Below are 18,966 nucleotides of genomic sequence, written 5' to 3'. Positions count from 1 at the left end.
ACTCTAACGGGTCAGTCCAGCCAGCCAGCGGCTTCGGCGGCCCAGTAGGTCAGGATCAGGTCCGCGCCCGCGCGGCGGATCGACGTCAGCACCTCGAGGACAGTCCGCTCGCGGTCGAGCCAGCCGTTCGCCGCCGCGGCCTCGACCATCGCGTACTCGCCCGAGATGTTGTACGCCGCCACCGGCACCGGCGAGATGTCCGCCGCCGCCTTGATGACGTCCAGGTAGGCCAGCGCGGGCTTGACCATGATCATGTCCGCGCCCTCGGCGAGGTCCAGCTCGATCTCGCGCAGCGCTTCGCGGCCGTTGCCCGGGTCCTGCTGGTAGGTCTTGCGGTCGCCCTTGAGCTGCGAGTCGACGGCCTCGCGGAAGGGACCGTAGAACGCGCTGGCGTACTTCGCGGAGTACGCGAGGATCGCCGCGTCCTTGTGCCCGACCTCGTCGAGCGCCCGGCGGATGACGCCGATCTGGCCGTCCATCATCCCGCTCGGCCCGAGCACGTGCGCCCCGGCTTCGACCTGCGCGATGGCCATCTGGGCGTAGATCCGCAGGGTGGCGTCGTTGTCGACCCCGCCGTCGGCGTCGAGGACGCCGCAGTGGCCGTGGTCGGTGAATTCGTCGAGGCAGGTGTCGGCCATCAGCACGGTGGCGTCACCGAGCTCCTGGCGCAGGTCGCGCAGGGCGACGTTGAGGATGCCCTTCTCGTCGACGGCCCCGGAGCCCTCGGCGTCCCGGGTGGCCGGGATGCCGAACAGCATCAGCCCGCCGACCCCGGCGTTGACCGCGTCGACGGCGGCCTTCCGCAGCGTGTCGCGGGTGTGCTGGACGACGCCGGGCATGCTCGAGATCGGCCGCGGCGCGTCGATCCCTTCGGCGACGAACATCGGGAGGATCAGCTGGCGTGGCCGCAGCGTCGTTTCGCCCACCAGCCTGCGCATGGCCGGGGTGGTGCGAAGCCTGCGGGGACGATGCTCGGGGAACACCCCTACCAAGTTACTCCCGCGCCTTTTGCCGGAGTTCCGCAAGGGTGCGCAGCGGCCGCTTCCGGTCGCCGAAGCGCCCCAATGTGGCCTTGGTTGCGTTCAACGCACCCAAGGTGGCCTTCGGTGCGTTCAACGCACCGAAGGCCACCTTGGGGCGCTTGGACCTCAGGAGCGGCGGGCCCGCTTCGCCTTCCGCGGCGGCGGCAGCGCACCCTCGGCACGCAGCCGGGCGGCGTGCTCGGCCAGCGCGTCCACCAGGTGCGGGACGTCGGCCTTCTCCGGCTGGACGTCGACGCGGAGCCCGAACTCCACCGCGGTCTCGGCGGTCTTCGGGCCGATGCACGCGACCAGCGTGCGGGTGTGCGGCTTGCCGGCGATGCCGACCAGGTTCCGCACGGTCGAGGACGAGGTGAAGCAGACCGCGTCGAAGCCGCCGGTCTTGATCATCTCGCGGGTCTCGGCGGGCGGCGGGGCGGCCCGGACGGTCCGGTAGGCCGTCACGTCGTCGATCTCCCAGCCGCGCTCGCGCAGGCCCGCCGACAGCGTCTCGGTGGCGATGTCGGCCCGCGGCAGCAGCACGCGGTCAACCGGGTCGAGGACGTCGTCGTACGGCGGGAACTCGGCCAGCAGGCCTTCCGAAGACTGCTCACCCGAGGGGACCAGCTCCGGGATGATGCCGAACGAGCGCACCTTTTCCGCGGTGGCGTTGCCGACGCAGGCGATCTTCACGCCGGAGAAGGCGCGGGCGTCCAGGCCGAACTCCTCGAACTTCTCCCACACCGCGCGGACCGCGTTGGTGGAGGTGAAGACGATCCACTGGTAGCGGCCGTCGACCAGGCCCTTGACCGAGCGCTCCATCTGCGCCGGGCTGCGGGGCGGCTCGACCGAGATGGTCGGCACCTCGTGCGACGTCGCGCCGTGGCCGCGCAGGCGCTCGGCCATCTCGCCCGCCTGCTCCTTGGTGCGCGGCACCAGGACCTTCCAGCCGTACAGCGCGCGCGACTCCCACCACGACAGCTTCGAGCGCTGCCCGGCGGCCTGGCCGATCGTGACGATCAGCGGCCCGACGAGCTCGCCGGCGTCGTTGGCGACCTTCTCGAGCGTGGTGTCGAGGGTGCGCTGGGTGTTGATGGTGCCGTTCGCGGTGACCGCGACCGGGGTGGCCGCCGGCACGCCGTTGCCGGTGAGCGCCGAAGCGGCCTCGGCCAGGTGCGCCGACGTCGCGTGCAGCACCAGCGGGCCGGGCGCGGCGGCCAGAGCCGCCCAGTCGACGTCGCCGCGGACGTCGACCTCGGTGTGCGTGCCGCCCAGCGCGACGCCCGCGTATGCCGGGACGGCCGCGGCCGGGGAGACACCCGGGATGACGTCGAACACGGCGCTCGTGCGCGCGACCGCCTGGACCTCGGCCACCACGGCCGGGGTGGTCAGCGGGTCGCCCGCGACCAGCCGCAGCACCAGCCGTCCGGCCTTGGCCTCGGCGGTCAGGTCCTTGGCGACCTCGGCGGCCTCGCCGACGGCGGGCCGGACCTCGGCGCCCTCGGCGGCCATGGCGAGCACGGACTGCGGCACGTCGGGGTCGGTCACCACGACCTCGGCCTTGGTGAGCAGTTCCTGGGCGCGGACGGTGAGCAGGCCGGCGTCGCCGGGCCCGGAGCCCACGAAGGCTACGCGCCCGGTGGTCTTTCGCGCGGGGGTCATCTGTGCGTTTCTCCTCTTGCGGCGGCCGTGCGGGATCGCCCGGCCACAGGTCTCCTACGTTCGGATGTGTGACGCCCAGGTCACTCGGCGGAACCGGAGAGTGCTCCGGCCCCTAGGTCCAGCAGCTCGGCGGCCAGGTCCTTGCCCAGCTGGGCGGCCTGGTCCTTGTCAGCCAGCGCGGAGGCCCGGACCATGTCCACCGCACCGTTCCCGCCTTCCGCGGCGGCGGTGCCGCGCAGCGAGATCCGTTCCACGACCTTGCCCTCGGCGTCGAGATCTTCGACGATCTCGGCGAGCGCGCCCACCGGCGCGCTGCACCCCGCCTCGAGCGCGGCCAGCAGGGCCCGCTCGGCCGTCACCGCGGCCCGCGTGCCCTCGTCGTCCAAAGTGGACCGGAGCAGCTGCTCGAGGTCCACGTCCGCGGTCCGGCACTCCACCGCCAGCGCGCCCTGGGCGGGCGCGGGCAGCATCTGGATCGGGTCGAGGGTCTCGGTGATCGCCTCGGCCAGTCCGACCCTGGCCAGTCCGGCACGCGCGAGCACCACGGCATCGAGCTCGCCGTCGGTCACCTTGCGCATGCGGGTGTCGATATTGCCGCGGATCGGCACGATTTCCAAACCGAGACCCAGCGCACGCAGCTGCGCGGTGCGCCGCGGGGAGCCCGTACCGACGCTGGAACCGGGCGGGAGCTCGCCGAGCGTCAGCCCGTCGCGCGCGATCAGGGCGTCCCGCGGGTCCTCGCGCGGCGGCACGGCCGCCAGCGTGATGCCCGCTTCGGCGGCGGTCGGCAGGTCCTTGTACGAGTGGACGATGACGTCGACTTCGTTGCGCAGCAACGCTTCCCGCAGCGCCGACGTGAAGACGCCGACCCCGATCGTGGGAATCGGCGCGGAGGACTGGTCACCGGGCGTGGTCACCTTGACGATCTCGACCTCGGCGCCGGTGGCGCGCAGGGCGTCGGCGACGGTCCCGGTCTGGGCCAGCGCGAGCTTCGAACCACGCGTACCCATGCGAATGACTCTGGTCACTACTACTTCTTCTCTGGTGGGGGCTTCGGGCTCGCCACCGCGGCGGGCGCCTGCGGGTCGAGGCAGAACAGTTCTCGCAACGCGTTCGCGTAGTCGGTCTCGGCCGTCTCGGCGGCCAGCTGCTTGACCCGCACCGTCGGCGCGTGCAGCAGCTTGTCGACCACCCGGCGGACCGTGCGGCCGACCTCCTCGCGGACGGCGCCGTCCAGGTCGGGCAGGCGGTTGTCCAGCCGGAGCAGCTCGGCGTCGACGACCTCGGCCGCGCGGCGGCGCAGCGCGGTCACCGTCGGCGTCACCTCGGCGCTGCGCTGCCCGGCGAGGTAGTCGCGCACCTCGTCGAGCACGATCCCGGTCGCCTTGGCGGTCTGGCGCTCGGTGGTCGGCGTGCCCGCCTCGCGCATCCGGCGCTGGACGGTGGCCAGGTCGACCACCCGGACGTCCGCCAGCTCGCCGACCTCGGGGTCGACGTCGCGGGGCAGGCCGAGGTCGCAGACGACCAGCGCCCGGCCACCGCGCGGCAGCACCTGCTCCGGGCCGAAGACGGCGTCCTGCGCGCCGGTGCAGCAGATCACGATGTCGGCGTCGCGCACCGCGCCGGTGACCGCGGACAGCGGGATCGCGCGGGCCGGCACACCCTGCTCGGTGACGTTCGCGGCGAGCCGGCGGGCGCGGGCGTCGGTGCGGTTGGCCACGGTGATCTCGCCGATCCCGGCCTTCCGCAGCTGCGCCGCGCTCAGCGCACCCATCGAGCCGGCCCCGACGATGACGGCGTGCTTGCCGGTGACGTCCCCGGCCGCGGCGAGCGCTTCGGACACGACCGACGCGCCGAGCTGGTCGAGCCCGGTCTCGGTGTGCACGCGCTTGCCGACGCGCAGCGTGGTCTGGATCAGCTCGTGGAGCGTGCGGCCGACCGTCCCGGCCTCGCGCGCGGTGGCGTAGGCGGCGCGGATCTGGCCGAGGATCTGCGTCTCGCCGACGACCATCGAGTCCAGGCCCGAGGTGACCGAGAACAGGTGCTCGACGGCAGCGCCAGCGTAGTGGACGTACAGGCTGTCGTAGAGCTCGGCGGGCACCATCCCGGCCTGGCGGGCGAGGACTTCGGAGACGTCGTTGAGGCCGCCGTGGAAGGTCTCGACGACCGCGTAGACCTCGATCCGGTTGCACGTCGAGACCAGCATGACCTCATTGACGTGCTCGGCCTGCTGCAGCTCGTCGAGGACCTTGCCGATCTCGGGCGCGGGCACCGCGACGCGCTCGAGCGTGCTCAGCTCCGCACTGCGATGCGAAAGCCCGACCGCCAAGACGCTCATGCGGTCACCTCGCTGACGCTCGGTGAGCGCCTAAGCGGCTGCGCTGTGTTGAATGATTCACTCGCAAGCTCGCTCATGAACGCACCACCATTTCCCGTCCGCCGTCCGGACCCGTGCCGTTCCGCCTGCCGTTCCCATTCTCGGACGGCAACACCGCGCCGGGTAATCCGGAATTGCCCTGATTGCCGGCGGCTGAGGCTTCACTGTCCGCTCGGCGGGCCACATGGAACGAGAGTATCTGCAGCTCCACGGCCAAATCCACCTTGCGGACCTCGATGTGAGCAGGAACTTGCAGCACGACGGGAGCGAAGTTGAGGATGCACTGGACACCGCCCGTGACCAGCCGGTCACAGACCGACTGCGCCGCGGTGGGCGGAGTGGCGATCACGCCGATGGAGATGCCCCGCTCGGCGCAGATCCGGGGGATGTCGTCCATGTGCGACACCGGGAGGCCGCCGACCGGCACGCCGATCAGGTCCGGGTCCAGGTCGAACAGCGCTTCGACCGGGAAGCCGCGCCCCGGGAAGCCGCCGTAGTTGGCCAGCGCGTGGCCCAGGTTGCCGATCCCGACCACGGCGACCTTGTGCTGCCGGGTCAGGCCGAGGATGCGCTCGATCTGGCTGACCAGGACGCCGACCTCGTAGCCGACGCCGCGGGTGCCGTAGGAGCCCAGGTAGGAGAGGTCTTTGCGCAGCTTCGCGGAATTGACGCCGGCCGCCTGCGACAGCTCTTCGCTCGAAACGGTCGTCGCGCCCTGTTCGGACATTCCGGACAGCACGCGGAGGTAGACGGCCAGCCGCGCGACGGCGGCCTCGGGAATGGACTTCGCCCGGACGGCCTCGGGAGCATCCCCGTTGCGGCCCGGCTCGCCGGCGGGTACGGCGGGCATTTCGGCGGTGGGAGCGTTGTCGGCGTCGGGGACGGCCGGACGGCGGGGCCGCCGGGGCGCCCGGCCCGGGGAGTCCGCCGCGTCGCGCCTCCCCCGCTCTGTCACCACGCCGTCGTCTCCTGCCCGCTGTGCACGTCTGGCGGCCATCGCCATTCGGAACTGTGTCTTGACCCAGGACCCGGACTCCGGTTCGATACCGGCCCGCCCGGGCGATGGCCCTACGGTAGACCACTTGTGAACGCACGCACAAAGTCACTGGTCGGAGGCGGTTCCGGCCCGTACGGGCGCGGCGAAGATCACGACACCGCGTCAGAATCCTTGCCCGCCAGGCACTTCCGGGCCCGCCGCCCGTCGAAGGTGATCGACTGCCTGCTCCGGGTGCCGCCCGACGGCGCGGCGAGCGGGCCACCGGGCCCGGTGAACGGCTCCGGCGCACTGGTCGGCGGGCGGCTCCGGGCGGGCGGCTCAGCGGGCGTCGAGGGTGACCGAATGCCAGCCGGTGGCGCCGTCCGGGACCGGATCCGCGCGGTTCTCCGTCTGCGTGTAGCCGCCCTGGTCGGTCGCCCGGACCGACGCCTGGTGGGTGCCCTTGGGCACGTCGAGTTCGATCCACCACATCCGCCAGGTGTCCTTGCTCACCTCCGCCGACAGCGTCGCCGGCCGCCACGGGCCCTGGTCCAGCCGGACCTCGACCTTCGCGATGCCGGTGTGCGGTGCCCACGCCGTCCCGGCCAGCCGGACCTTGCCCGCCGTGACGCCCGCGAACCCGCTCGGTGTGTCGATGCGCGATTCCGTCTTGATCGGCGCCTGCTCGGCCCACCCGCGGCCCAGCCAGTACGCCTGCCGGGCGTCCCACCGGGTGAACTCGAGGGATTCGACCCACTTCGTCGCCGACACGTAGCCGTACAGGCCGGGGATGACGATCCGGGCCGGGAAGCCGTGCTCGACCGGCAGGGGCTCGCCGTTCATCCCGATCGCCAGCATCGCCCCGCGGGCCGGGTCGAGGGCGGCGTTCGCCGGGGTGCCGCACGTCCAGCCGTCGACGCTGGTGGCGAACATCTGCTCCGCGCCCGCCTGCACGCCCGCCTCGGCCAGCAGGTCGGCGAGGTCGACGCCGATCCAGGTCGCGGTCGAGATCAGCGGCCCGCCCACCTCGTTGGACACGCACGTCAGCGTCACCTGCCGCTCGACCAGCGGCCGGTTGCGGATGTCGGCGTAGGAGAAGGTCACCTCGCGGTCGACCATCCCGTGCACGCGAAGGCTCCAGTCCCCGGTGCGGATCTGCGGCACGACCAGCGCGGTGTCGATGCGGTAGAAGTCCGCGTTCGGCGTGAGGAACGGCGGTGAGCCGAGCTTCGCGAAATCCGCGTCCGCGGGCAGCGGCGGGACGGTGCGCGCCGGGACGAGCGGCCCGACGGCGGCCCGCGAGTCCTCGGCGTCCGAGCTCGTCCCGGCGACCTGGCCGACGACGGCGGCGATCCCCGACCCCGCGGCGACGCCGACCCCGGCCCGCAGGAACTTCCGCCGGGACGCCCCCAACGCCGAGCTTTCACGTGAAAGCTCGGCCCCCTGGTGGGCACTTTCACGTGAAAGTGCCGCGCGGTGAAGGAAGGTGAACACGGCGAGGCCGGCGACCAGGGCGGCGACCGGTGCCAGCAGCGAGACCTGGCCGAGGTCGCTGCGCACGTACACGGCCGCGACGCCGGCGGCGCCCAGCAGGACGACGAGCACCTGCCCGGCCCGCGGGGTGCGGCGCGAAAGCTGCCCGGCGAGCAGCGCGAACAGCACCAGGACCACGGCGAGCCCGAGCTTGAGCACCGGCTTGTCCCAGGTGCCCAGCGTCCGCTCGGCCCACTTCACGACGGCAGTCGGGCTGTGGTCGATGACGTAGTTCGCCACCGCGATGAACGGCGACGCCGTGTACCCGACGAACCCCGCCACCAGGTGCCCGGCGCCGAGGGCGGCGGCCAGCGCGAGAAGACCGATCAGCGTCGCGACCGGCAGCGAAAGCCGACGCGGCGGCGCGTCCTGCAGAGTGCTCACGCCTCCATCTTCGGAGCACTTGCCCACCAAAGCGGCCCGGCACCCCTTACGAGCCGGTTACGGCTCAGGCCAGTGCGCGCCGCAGCCGGTCCTCTTCCACGCGCCAGTACCCGTGCTCGGCGCCGTCGACCAGGATCACCGGGACGCGGTCGCCGTACTCCGCGCGCCACTCCGGGTCGGTGTCGACGTCCTCGGCCTTCCACGCGACCCCGAGCTCACCGCAGATCCGGGCGACGTCGGCCTCCGCGACCTCGCAGAGGTGGCAGCCGTCCCGGCCCATCACCGTCACTTCGTGCGCCATGCCGTCCTTCCTACCGCACCTACCGCAACCGCAGGCGGCGCAGCTTCCCGGTGGCCGAGTGCGGCAGCGACTCGGCGAACTCCACCAGGTGCGGCACCTTGTACCCGGCCAGGTGGGCCGCGCAGTGGTCGACGACCTGCTGCTCGGACAGCGCCGCCCCGGCCGCCGGCACGACGACCGCCTTGACCGCCTCGCCGCTGCGCTCGTCGACCACCCCGACGACCGCGGCCTCGGCCACCTCCGGCAGCCGCCCGATGACGTCTTCGATTTCGCGCGGGAAGACGTTGAAGCCGTTGACGATGATCAGGTCGTTGGCCCGGTCGACCAGGTGCAGGTCGCCGTCGGTGTCGAGGTAGCCGACGTCGCCGGTGCGGAACCAGCCCTCGTCGTCCGGCCCGTGGCCGCCGTCGGGCCAGTAGCCGGAGAAGAGGTTGGCGCCGCGGATCGACACCAGCCCGGTCTCGCCGTCGGCCTCGAAGACGTCGTCGACGTCGTCCGGGTCGAGGGGCACGGCCTGGTCGGTGCCGTCGCTGTCCACCAGCCGCAGCTCGATCCCGGGCAGCGGCCGCCCGACCGAGCCCGGCTTCGGGTAGCCGGTGACCAGCGTCGAGGTCACCACGGGCGCGCATTCGGTGAGGCCGTAGCCCTCGAAGACGTCGAGGCCGGTGGCCTCGCGGATCGCGCTCAGCACCTTCGGGTGCAGCGGCGCGGCACCCGAGGTCATCCGCCGCACGGTGGCCAGGCCGCGGCGGAGCTCCTCGGCGCCGAGCGCGGCGAACTCGCCGTACATCGTCGGGACGCCGGTGATCGAGGTGACGCGGTGTTCGGCGCAGTCGTCCAGCGTCCGCTGCGCTTCGAAGCGCTCCGAGAGCACCGCGGTCGCGCCGACCGCGGTGGCCTGCAGGAGGCCGGGCCCGAGGCCGTAGACGTGGAAGAGCGGGATGGTGATCAGCACGCGGTCGTCGTGGGTGAGGGCGCCTTCGAGCGCGCCGATCTGCTCGAGGTTCGCCAGCAGCGCGCGGTGCGACAGCATCACCCCGCGCGGCGGCCCGGTCGTGCCGGAGGTGTACGAAATGACCGCGATGTCCTCCCCGGCCCGGCCGGTGCCGGAGACTTCCCCTCCTCCATCCGGGTCACCCGCGGGCGTGAGACCGGTCACGCCGTCCGGGAGGTCCTCGGCCGCCTCGCGCTGGACGACGACCTTCGCGCCGCTGTGTTCCAGCAGCTTCTCCAGTTCGAGCCCTGGCACCTGCGGCGACAGCGGCACGACGACCGCCCCCGCCCGGAGCGCGCCGAAGAAGGCGACCACGAAGTCCACCGACGTCGGCAGCCGCAGGCCGACCCGGTCGCCGGGCGTGACACCGGCGTCGGCCAGCCGGCGGGCCTGAGCCTGGGCGGCCGCGTCGACCTGGCGGTAGGTCAGGCCGCGCCCGGTGCCGGTTTCGAGCACCGCCGGGTGCTCCGGCCACGTCGCCGCGGCCCGTGTGACCAGCCCGCCGACCCCCGGCTGCGTCGCCTCTGGAGCACTCACCCGCGACCCACCTCTCCTCACCCGCTGCGAACCGTTGCAAGTCTGTCATCTGAAGCGACGTCATGGGTGCTGACCGCGAGCGTCGAGTCTGCGCAACCCCGGAACCACTACCTACTTAGCGGTAACTACACGTATGCTGCACTGCGTCGCGCCGGTGTTGTTGATCACCGGAGCGACCGGAGAGAGGGAGTCGCCGTGAGGAACTTGCCTGCCCACGAGGTCGTGGGGCATGCGAGCCGGCCGGCCCCTGCTCGTCCGGGTTCCGGGGGTTTTGGGGGCACCGGGGACACCGTGGCCCGCTGGGTCGAAGCCACCGCCGGAGGTGCCGCCCGATGACCGTGCCGACCGCCGTGAGCCGTGGGCCCGTCTTCATGTTCGCCGAGCGCGTCTTCGGCCGCTCGCCCGCCGTGCCGCTGAGCAGGCAGGCGTCCGACGACGAGCGCGCCGAGGCGGCGAAGGCCGAAGCCTGGGACCTGGTGCGGGCCGCGCAGGACGGCGACTCGTCCGCCTTCGGCCGGCTCTACGACCGCTACGTCGACGTCGTCTACCGGTACGTGCTGTTCCGCCTCGGTGACCGCGACCTCGCCGAGGACGTCACCAGCGAGACGTTCCTGCGTGCGCTGCGCCGCATCACGTCGGTGAGCTACCAGGGACGTGACGTCGGCGCCTGGTTCGTCACCATCGCCCGCAACCTCGTGCTCGACCACGTCAAGTCGAGCCGGTTCAAGCTCGAGGTGGTCACCGACGAGGTGACCGAGCCCGGTTCGGCGCCGTTCGGCGTCGGCGCGACCGTGCAGGCGGGCCCCGAGCAGGAGGCGATCAGCCGCGCCACCCGGGCCGAACTGCTGCGCTGCGTCGCGGAACTGGGCGACGACCAGCGGGAATGCATTGTCCTGCGGTTCCTGCAGGGCCTGTCGGTGGCCGAGACGGCCGAGATCATGAACCGCAACGAAGGGGCGATCAAGGCGCTGCAGCACCGCGCGGTACGCCGTTTGGCACAACTTCTGCCCACCGGATTGCGCTGAACCCGCGAACTTTCCCGTTCGTCGGCCGAAACCGGTAACCCTGACGGCTTCTGGATCGTTACCCCACGCAGACCGGTGTCAGGACCGGCCGAAGCCCGGGATGGAGAGCAGCGCCGTGAGGTTTGCGCGTGAGCGAGCCGAGAGCGAGCGGTTCGCGCGCGCCCTGGAACCGTCGCCGGTACGCCGGGACGGCGAGTTCGCCGACGAACTGGCGCTCGTCGGCGCGCTGCGCGAGCTCGGCGCGGCCGGGGCCCCGGACCTGGAGACGCGGCAGCGGATCCGCGCGGAGATCGCGGGCCGCCTGGAGACGGCGGCGGCCACCACCCCACGTCGGAGGTGGCGGCCGCGGACCGCCGACCTGGTGGCCGCCGCGCTCTTCCTCTTCCTCGTCCTGTCCGGGCTGACGCTGGTGCTCTCGCGCACCGCGCTGCCCGGCGACCCGCTGTACACCGTGAAGCGCGCCGGGGAGTCCACGGCGCTGGGCCTGACGTTCGGCGAGCAGGAGAAGGCACGCAAGCACCTCGAATTCGCCACCAACCGGATCACCGAGCTCGGCGAGCTGGCCGCGAAAGGGGCGGGCGAAGCCGACTACCGGACCGCGTACGACGACTTCGCCACCGATCTGCGGGCCGGCGTCGCCCGGATGTCCGCCACGGCGACCAGCGACGGCGGCGGCACGCAGGCGCTGTCCGACGTCCGGCTGTGGGCGCGCAACCAGGCGGCGAGGCTGGCCTCGCAGCCGCTCCCGGCGGACGCGGCGCCGGTGTTCGGCGACGTCCGGGACCTGCTGGGCAAGGTCCAGGAACGCACGAGCGGCCTGGTGGCGCGGATGAACTGCTACCAGATCACCACCGGCGCGTCCGACGAGCTGGGCCCGCTCCCGGCGACCGGCGAATGCACCCAGCGGCCCGCCCCGGCCGCCGGCGACCGGCCGACGTCGGCGTCGGTGGCGCCGTCGTCGGCAGACAGCACGTCGCCGTCACCGACGGGCACGCAGCTGCCGCCGTCGGACGCCGCGGCGACGCCCGGCATCCCGGCGCCGACCGGCGGCGTGACCCCGCCCCCGGTGTTCGGCCAGCCGTCGGCGACGTCCCGGCCGCCGGTGACGGCCACCACCACGCCCCCGCCGCCGCTGGTGTCGATCCCGCCGCTGCTGCCCGGCCTGCCGCCGATCGTGATCGGCTGAGGTCCCGCCCACACCTGCGACGGCGCGGTGGGCGGCTCGCTACGCTGTGCGAAGGACCGGGACGTGGCCAAACGTGGGCAAACGTGGAGGCGGTGTGCGTGTCAGCTTGGCGTGGCAGGGACAAGAGTCAGGAGCTCGAACGGCTCGCCGCGCTCGCGGGCGAGGCGTCGGCCGAGGCTGCCCACGCCCGGGTGGTCTCCGAAGCTGCTGAGCCGCCCACCCCGCCGGCCCCGCCGGACCTGACCGCGGCCGCGTTCTTCGACGTCGACAACACGATGATGATGGGCGCGTCGATCTTCTACTTCGCCCGCGGGCTCGCGGCGCGGAAGTTCTTCACGTCCTCGGACCTGGCCGGCTTCGTGTGGGGCCAGATCAAGTTCCGCCTCGGCGGCCGCGAGAACAAAGAGGACATCAAGACCCACCGCGAGCGCGCACTGTCCTTTGTGGCCGGCCGCACGGTGGCGGAGCTGACGTCGATCAGCGAAGAGATCTACGACGAGCTGATGGCGGACAAGATCTGGTCCGGCACGCGCGCGCTGGCCCAGATGCACCTGGACGCGGGCCAGCGGGTCTGGCTGGTGACGGCCACCCCGATCGAGCTGGCGGCGATCATTTCCCGCCGCCTGGGTCTCACCGGAGCACTGGGCACCGTGGCCGAGACCCGCGACGGCGTGTACACGGGCCGCCTGGTGGGCGACCTCCTGCACGGCCGCGCCAAGGCCCATGCGGTCCGGGCACTGGCCTCCCGCGAGGGCCTGAACCTCAAGCGCTGCACGGCCTACTCGGACTCGGCGAACGACATCCCGATGCTGTCGGTGGTGGGCACGGCGGTGGCGGTCAACCCGGACGGCGGCCTGCGCGACGTGGCCCGGGCCCGCGGCTGGGAAATCCGCGACTTCCGCACCGGCCGCAAGGCCGCGAAGATCGGCGTGCCGTCGGTCCTGGGCGCGGGCGCGCTGGCCGGCGCGGTGGCGGCCGGCATGGCCTACCGCCGCCGGTAGCGCCTGCGCTACCACCTCTTCGGGTGTGCGCGGGAGTGACCCGCCCGCCGGTGACTGGTGTGCTTCTTCCACCGGAAACAGCGGCTTTCCCGAAGGGACAGTGTGGTGGCGACCCGAGTGGACATCGAAGAGCGGACCAGCGACCGGGGCGGCCTGCGGGACAGCATCCGCAGACGCCCGCTCACCTGGTTCTTCGTCCTGGCCAACCTGCTGAGCTGGGTCGCGTGGACGCCCTACATCCTGTCGGAGAACGGGCTGGGCGTCCTGCACTTCCGGTTCCCGGAGGTGCTCGGCACCGCGCAGTTCGCCGGTGTCCTGCCGGGTGCCTACCTCGGCCCGATCGGCGCGGCGTTCCTCGTCACCGCGATCGCCGACGGACGCACGGGGCTGCGCCGCTGGACCGCGCGGCTGTTCAAGTGGCGGGTCAACTGGCTCTGGTACGTGGCGGTCGTGCTCAGCGTGCCGGCCGCGCTCACCATTACCACGATCGCGCTGTCGGAGCAGCACCCCGTGCTGCCCGCCGTGGCGACGCTGGTGGCCTACGTGCCGGGCTTGGTGCTGCAGATGCTCACGACCGGGCTCGCGGAGGAACCCGGCTGGCGGGACTTCGCGCTCCCCCGTCTCCAGCAGCGCTTCGGGCCGCTCGGCGGCACGCTGGTCCTCGGCCCGCTGTGGGGCGTGTGGCACCTGCCGCTGTTCTTCAGCGAGTGGGGTGGCTGGCCGGACGTCACCTGGCTGACGGCGGTCGAGTTCGTCGCCACCTGCGTCACCTTCAGCATCATCATGACCTGGGTGTTCAACCGCACCGGCCAGAGCCTGCCGCTGGCCATGCTGCTGCACACCAGCGTCAACAACTTCTTCTCGCTCGCCTGGTCGGAAATGTTCCCGTCGCTGCCGATCCGCGACACGACACACGCGTTCCTGCTCGCCTCGACCGTGATCGCCCTCGTGCTGCTCGTCGCGACCCGGGGACGGCTGGGCTACCGGCCGAAGGCCGCCTGACCCCGCAGGTAGTGCAGCACCGCCGTCACCCGCCGGTCCGCCCGGTCGGCCGGCGCGAGGTCGAGCTTCGCGAAGATGTTGCGGATGTGCTTGTGCACCGCGCCGTCGGTCACGACGAGCCGTTCGGCGATCGCGCTGTTGCCCAAGCCCTCCGCCATCAGCGACAGCACTTCGCGCTCTCGGGCGCTGAGGCGCTCGAGCCGGTTGTCCGGGCGGCTGCGCGTCAGCAGCTGGGCCACCACCTCCGGGTCGATGGCGGTGCCGCCGTCCGCCACCCGGTGCAGGGCCTCCAGGAACTCCTCGACCCGGCCGACACGCTCCTTGAGCAGGTAGCCGAGCCGGGCACCGCCGTCGGTGAACAGCTCCGTGGCGAACGCCTGCTCGACGTACGCGGAGAGCACGAGGACCGCGAGGCCCGGCTGACGGCGGCGGGCCTCGACGGCCGCGACGATGCCCTCGTCCGTGTGCGTCGGCGGCATGCGGACGTCCACAATGGCCAGATCCGGCGCGTGTTCGTCCACGGCCGCGAGGAAGTCTTCGGCGTTGGCCACCGCCGCCCGCACGTCGACGCCCTCGGCGCGCAGCAGCATCGCGACCCCTTCGCGCAGCAGCAGGTCGTCCTCGGCGATCACGATCCGCACGGCAGGCTCACCTTCAGGGTCGTCGGCCCGCCGGCCGGGCTGGCCAGCGCGAACGTCCCGTCGTGGGCCTCGACGCGGCGCCGGATTCCGGTCAGCCCGGACCCGCTGTCCTCGTCCGCCCCGCCGCGGCCGTCGTCGGTGACCTCCACGTGCACCCGGTCCCGCTCGCGGCGGAGCCGGACGGTCGCGGCGCCGGCCCCGCTGTGCTTGGCGACGTTGGTGAGCGCCTCGGCGACCACGAAGTAGGCCGTCACCTGGACCGAGACCGCCGGGTGGACGGGCAGGTCGGCGTCGATCCGGCAGGTCACCGGGCAGCCGGCGGCCAGCGCGGTGAGCGCGTCGGGAAGGCTGCGTCCGGTCAGCACCGGCGGGAGGATACTGCGCACCACCCCGCGCAGTTCCGCGAGCGCCTGCTCGCCGGCGTCTTGGGCGCGCCCGAGGATTTCCTCCGCCGCGGCGGGATCCCGCGGCAGCGCCCGCGTTGCCGCACCCAGCAGCACGTTCACCGCGACGAGCCGGTTCTGCGTCCCGTCGTGCAGCGCCCGTTCGATCCGCCGCAGCTCGACGGCGTGGGCGTCCAGCGCGGCCGCGCGCGTGGCGGTCAGCTCGGCCACGCGCAGCGCGAGGTCGGTGCCGCGCTCGGGCGCCAGCAGCCGCTTCGCCGTCCACTCCTGCAGCCGGGCCAGCAGCGGCATGACCAGCACCGAGACGACCAGCGTCGCGACGCCGAACAGGCAGACCAGAAAGGCGTCACCCCAGTCCGTGGCCGTGAAGAACCCCTGGGCCGGAGTGGCGTCGGCGGGCGAGACGAACCACCACCACGCCGGGAACGACGCGTCGTGCATGACGTCGACGGCCAGGGTGAGGGCGGTCAGGCTGAGGAGCAGCCCGAAGGTGCTGTGGCAGACGAGCCAGCCCAGTTCGCGCCGGACGGAGGCCTGGGCGAGGGCGGCACGCAGCCGCCGCGGCACGGGTTCCGGGCGGAGGACCTCCAGCCGCGTCCGCTCCCGGTCGGCGACGGTGCGCACCAGGCGCAGAGAGGCGGGCACCAGCAGGATGCCGACTCCGGCCACGCACAGCACCGCCGTCCCGAGCAGCCACAGCGAGGCGGCGACCGCCAGCACGGCGGTGCCCAAGCCCACGACGAGCCGCTCCAGCGCGTCCAGCGCGGCACGGGCGCGGACGACCGGGTGCCACGGCCGGGCGTCCTCGGTGGCCATCCCGGAGAGGGTAGAGCACCGCGCAACTCAGCCGCGGAAGACCGACTTCCGCTGCGAAAGCCGCTGGTACAGCGTCTGCTGGATCGACTCGCGCACCTGGTCGGTCAGCTGGAACACCAGCATCGGGTCGTCGACGGCGTCCGGGCCGTAGGAGTCCGTCGCGATCGGCGCACCGAACTCGATGCTCCACTTCGTCGGGAGCGGGACCGCGCCGAGCAGGCCCAGCATCGGGAAGAACGGCGTCACCGGGAAGTACGGCAGCCCGAGCATCCGGGCCAGCACCTTGATGTCGCCGAGCTTCGGGTAGATCTCCTCGGCGCCGATCACCGACACCGGGATGATCGGCACGCCGGCGCGCAGGGCGGCCGACACGAAGCCGCCGCGGCCGAAGCGCTGCAGCTTGTAGCGGGACGCGAACGGCTTGCCCACGCCCTTGAAGCCCTCCGGCCACACCCCGACCAGCTCGCCCTTGCGCAGCAGGCGCTCGGCGTCCGCGTGGCAGGCCAGGGTCTGCCCGGACTTGCGGGCGAACGACCCGACCAGCGGCACCTGGAACACCAGGTCGGCGCCGAGGCCGCGCAGGTGACGGCCGCCGGTCTCGTCGTGGACCGCCACCGCCGTCATCAGGGAGTCGAGCGGGATCGTGCCCGAGTGGTTGGACACCAGCAGCGCGCCGCCGGCCGCCGGGAGGTTCTCGACGCCGTAGGTGTCGACGCGGAACCACTTCTTGTACAGCGCGCGCAGCGGCGGGAGGAACACCGCTTCGGTCAGCTCGGCGTCGAAGCCGAACTCGTCGACCGTGTAGTCGCCGGTCAGCCGGTCGCGGATGAAGCCGAGCGCCGAGCGCGCGGCGTCCGAAAGGGGCCCGTCCGGCGCCGGCTGCTCGACGCCACCGGGGAAGGCGACGACCGGCGCGTCGGCCCGCGCGGCTTCCTGCTCGCGGAGATCTCTCTCGGCCGCACGAGCTTCCGGCTTTTCCCGGCCCGGTCCGTGCAAGGGGATGACTTGCGCCTCGGCACCGCCCACCATTCCCGCCTCGCTTCCGAAGTCGTCCAAGTCGTGCGGCCTGCTGTAACAACCGGAGCTTCGCTCCGGGCCGGGGGCTCCGCCACCCGGACCCCCGAACGGCCTGCTCATCGGCTCTGCCCCGTCGCCGCGGCAACAAGCACCTTGCCGGCCAGTCCGGCCAGCTTGCCGCCGTCGAGCACCGGGCGGAGGCCGCGTCCCACGATGTAGTCGTCGAACGCCTCACGTGTGGTCCACCGCGGGGTGTACCCGAAGTCCTGCTTCAGCTTGGCGATGTCGACGACCCGGCCGAAGTTCAGCAGCCGGACCTGGTCGGCGGAGAAGTCCACGACGCGGGCGCCGCGCAGGACCTTGCCGACCGACGGCACCACGCTCCGCGGCATCGGCAGCTCGACCCGGCCGGCCCGCCGGATCGCCTGTGAAAGGGTGAGTACCCCCTCCGCGCCGACGTTGAACACGCCGGGCTTGTCGTGCAGGGTCGCCCGTTCCAGCACGGACAACGCGTCCGCGGAGTGCAGCAGCTGGATGCGCGCGTCGTAGCCGAAGACCGTCGGCACCACCGGCAGCGCGAAGTAGCGCGCGAGGACGGTGTCGGTCTCGGGGCCGATGATGTTGGCGAACCGGAACAACGTCGTGGTGATGTCGGGGCGGCGGCGCACCAGGCCGCGCACGTACCCCTCCATCTCGACGGCGTCCTTCGCGTATCCGCTGGTCGACGTCGGGATGAGCTCGGAGTCCTCGGTGAACACCGCCTGCGAGCGGGCGCCGGCGCCGTAGACCGCCGCCGTCGATTTGACGACCAGCTTCCGGACCTGCGGGGAGCGCTGGCAGGCGGCGAGCAGCCGCATGGTGCCGATGACGTTGACTTCCTTGATCGCCGTGCGGCGCCCCGGCCCGGCCGGGTGCGCGGTGCAGGAGGCGTGGACCACCGTGTCGACGTTGGCCGTGCTGATCACCTTGGCAATCAACGGGTTCCTGATATCCGCGCGGACGAACTCCGCGTGCCCCATGCGCTGCAGGACCGCCTTGTCCGGCGGGACCGTGTCGACACCGATGACCCGTTCGAAGTCGGGGTTGTTGCCCAGCCGGGCGAGCAGTTTCCCGCCCAGCTCCCCGGCGACGCCGGTGACGAGCACGATGTTCGACGGCATGCGACTCCCTGCGGCGTAGGGCGTTTGGGGGGTGGACGATCACCCGAGGTGCGCGTACCTGCACTCGTTGGAAGCATCGCGCGGACGCCCTTGAGATGTTACCGCTCTTCAGTGGTAGCTCCGGGCTGTCTCACGTGCTATTAACGCGGGTTTCCCCGGAAAGCGACGAACGCCTCACTCGAACGGGCGGAACGTGCCCACCAAATGGACGTGGCCCGTCCAGAGACTGGACGGGCCACGGTGACGCTCAGCTTGGGCAAGCAGAGTTACTTGCCGGCCTTGCGACGCTGCACTCGCGTACGGCGAAGCAGCTTGCGGTGCTTCTTCTTCGACATGCGCTTGCGGCGCTTCTTGATCACAGAGCCCATGGGCGCTCCTTAGGTCGACGTCGGTCACGCTGCCCGGCGCAGCGTCCAACGGGTGGAGCGCACAGGCACGAGCGGTTTTCCAGGTTACCCGTCACCCGTGACGGGCCGGTCGGCGGGCACGCCGTAGCGCTGCGCGCCGCTGGTCACGGCGTGCCCGACCTGGTTCAGCCCACGTCGTAATAGGCACCCTGGAGGTACTCGTGCACTGCTTTTTCCGGCACCCGGAAGGACTTCCCGACCCTGACGGCGGGCAGCTCCCCCGAGTGCACGAGACGGTAGACGGTCATCTTGGAGACCCGCATCAGCGTGGCCACTTCGGCGACCGTCAGGAACTGGACCTGCCCGACTGCGGGCAAATCCTCCTTCTTGTTCGGCGACATGTTTACCGCGTCCTTCGACACGTGTCGCGCCACGAGGCTTCCCCACCTGTGGTATCGACACGCACGTGCTCTATCGAGAGTAGCGGGACTGGTGGGACTAATGCGACGCCTGTCACCGAGATGGGCCCCTACCAGCGCTAACGCACAGGCACCGGCGCGTGCAAGACCCCGGCAATCGCCCTT

At 72.2% G+C, this 18,966-nt stretch carries 18 protein-coding genes; 4 read left to right on the top strand and 14 right to left on the bottom strand.

The features are described 5' to 3' along the window. Positions 1–11: 11 nt before the first annotated feature. From hemB to ACLJQE_RS07305, 8 genes are all read right to left on the bottom strand, one after another. Positions 12–983, bottom strand: coding sequence for a porphobilinogen synthase (hemB, locus tag ACLJQE_RS07340; RefSeq protein WP_410638236.1), 972 nt, complete (start codon positions 981–983; stop codon positions 12–14). Between the two features lie 165 nt (positions 984–1,148). Beyond that, positions 1,149–2,681, bottom strand: coding sequence for a uroporphyrinogen-III synthase (locus tag ACLJQE_RS07335; protein ID WP_410638235.1), 1,533 nt, complete (start codon positions 2,679–2,681; stop codon positions 1,149–1,151). 80 nt (positions 2,682–2,761) lie between these two features. Continuing rightward, positions 2,762–3,691 carry a hydroxymethylbilane synthase gene (gene hemC, locus ACLJQE_RS07330; RefSeq protein ID WP_410638234.1) on the bottom strand — a complete coding sequence of 310 codons (930 nt, stop codon included), beginning with the start codon at positions 3,689–3,691 and terminating at the stop codon, positions 2,762–2,764. A gap of 20 nt (positions 3,692–3,711) precedes the next feature. Next, on the bottom strand, positions 3,712–5,019 hold the full coding sequence (locus ACLJQE_RS07325) for a glutamyl-tRNA reductase (protein WP_410638233.1): 1,308 nt from the start codon (positions 5,017–5,019) through the stop codon (positions 3,712–3,714). A gap of 73 nt (positions 5,020–5,092) precedes the next feature. Then, complete coding sequence (locus tag ACLJQE_RS07320) at positions 5,093–6,016, bottom strand: redox-sensing transcriptional repressor Rex (RefSeq protein WP_410638232.1); 924 nt, start codon at positions 6,014–6,016, stop codon at positions 5,093–5,095. 357 nt (positions 6,017–6,373) lie between these two features. Continuing rightward, a complete protein-coding gene (locus tag ACLJQE_RS07315) occupies positions 6,374–7,951 on the bottom strand; it encodes a molybdopterin-dependent oxidoreductase (protein ID WP_410638231.1) in 1,578 nt (525 codons plus the stop codon). A gap of 64 nt (positions 7,952–8,015) precedes the next feature. After that, positions 8,016–8,252 (bottom strand): glutaredoxin family protein, encoded by a 237-nt coding sequence (locus tag ACLJQE_RS07310; RefSeq protein ID WP_360263394.1) that lies wholly within the window; start codon positions 8,250–8,252, stop codon positions 8,016–8,018. A gap of 19 nt (positions 8,253–8,271) precedes the next feature. Then, positions 8,272–9,783: an AMP-binding protein gene (locus ACLJQE_RS07305; RefSeq protein ID WP_410638230.1), complete on the bottom strand. Its 1,512-nt coding sequence runs from the start codon at positions 9,781–9,783 to the stop codon at positions 8,272–8,274. 332 nt (positions 9,784–10,115) lie between these two features. On the opposite strand from ACLJQE_RS07305, the gene ACLJQE_RS07300 reads away from it, so the two are divergent. The 4 genes from ACLJQE_RS07300 (at position 10,116) to ACLJQE_RS07285 (ending at position 13,997) form a co-directional block, all read left to right on the top strand. Further along, the gene (locus ACLJQE_RS07300) at positions 10,116–10,808 is read left to right on the top strand and encodes a sigma-70 family RNA polymerase sigma factor (RefSeq protein WP_410638229.1); all 693 of its coding nucleotides are present in this window, start codon (positions 10,116–10,118) and stop codon (positions 10,806–10,808) included. Between the two features lie 115 nt (positions 10,809–10,923). Continuing rightward, positions 10,924–11,994 (top strand): DUF5667 domain-containing protein, encoded by a 1,071-nt coding sequence (locus tag ACLJQE_RS07295; RefSeq protein ID WP_410638227.1) that lies wholly within the window; start codon positions 10,924–10,926, stop codon positions 11,992–11,994. An 83-nt stretch (positions 11,995–12,077) separates the two neighbouring features. Next, the gene (locus ACLJQE_RS07290; protein ID WP_410638226.1) at positions 12,078–12,995 is read left to right on the top strand and encodes an HAD family hydrolase; all 918 of its coding nucleotides are present in this window, start codon (positions 12,078–12,080) and stop codon (positions 12,993–12,995) included. A gap of 105 nt (positions 12,996–13,100) precedes the next feature. After that, on the top strand, positions 13,101–13,997 hold the full coding sequence (locus ACLJQE_RS07285) for a CPBP family intramembrane glutamic endopeptidase (protein WP_410638225.1): 897 nt from the start codon (positions 13,101–13,103) through the stop codon (positions 13,995–13,997). Here the strand turns inward: ACLJQE_RS07285 and ACLJQE_RS07280 are convergent. The 6 genes from ACLJQE_RS07280 to ACLJQE_RS07255 all read right to left on the bottom strand — a co-directional run bounded on the left by ACLJQE_RS07280 (position 13,976) and on the right by ACLJQE_RS07255 (position 18,783). Beyond that, entirely contained in the window at positions 13,976–14,638 is a 663-nt protein-coding gene (locus ACLJQE_RS07280; protein ID WP_410638224.1) for a response regulator, read from the bottom strand. The two genes, ACLJQE_RS07285 and ACLJQE_RS07280, sit on opposite strands and share 22 nt — an antisense overlap. Further along, entirely contained in the window at positions 14,626–15,858 is a 1,233-nt protein-coding gene (locus ACLJQE_RS07275; protein WP_410638223.1) for a sensor histidine kinase, read from the bottom strand. The genes ACLJQE_RS07280 and ACLJQE_RS07275 overlap by 13 nt, the downstream gene beginning before the upstream one ends. 27 nt (positions 15,859–15,885) lie before the next feature. After that, the gene (locus tag ACLJQE_RS07270; RefSeq protein ID WP_410638346.1) at positions 15,886–16,887 is read right to left on the bottom strand and encodes a lysophospholipid acyltransferase family protein; all 1,002 of its coding nucleotides are present in this window, start codon (positions 16,885–16,887) and stop codon (positions 15,886–15,888) included. Positions 16,888–16,991: 104 nt separating this feature from the next. Then, on the bottom strand, positions 16,992–18,035 hold the full coding sequence (locus ACLJQE_RS07265; RefSeq protein ID WP_410638221.1) for an NAD-dependent epimerase/dehydratase family protein: 1,044 nt from the start codon (positions 18,033–18,035) through the stop codon (positions 16,992–16,994). A gap of 266 nt (positions 18,036–18,301) precedes the next feature. Then, a complete protein-coding gene (locus tag ACLJQE_RS07260; protein WP_007030867.1) occupies positions 18,302–18,403 on the bottom strand; it encodes a 30S ribosomal protein bS22 in 102 nt (33 codons plus the stop codon). A gap of 164 nt (positions 18,404–18,567) precedes the next feature. Then, positions 18,568–18,783 carry a helix-turn-helix domain-containing protein gene (locus ACLJQE_RS07255; protein ID WP_013222402.1) on the bottom strand — a complete coding sequence of 72 codons (216 nt, stop codon included), beginning with the start codon at positions 18,781–18,783 and terminating at the stop codon, positions 18,568–18,570. Between the last annotated feature and the right edge of the window lie 183 nt (positions 18,784–18,966).

Source organism: Amycolatopsis sp. lyj-346 (assembly GCF_046548975.1).
Taxonomy (GTDB): Bacteria; Actinomycetota; Actinomycetes; order Mycobacteriales; family Pseudonocardiaceae; genus Amycolatopsis.
The sequence above is the reverse complement of the archived record's forward strand: the minus strand, read 5'-3'. Positions and strand labels throughout refer to the sequence as shown.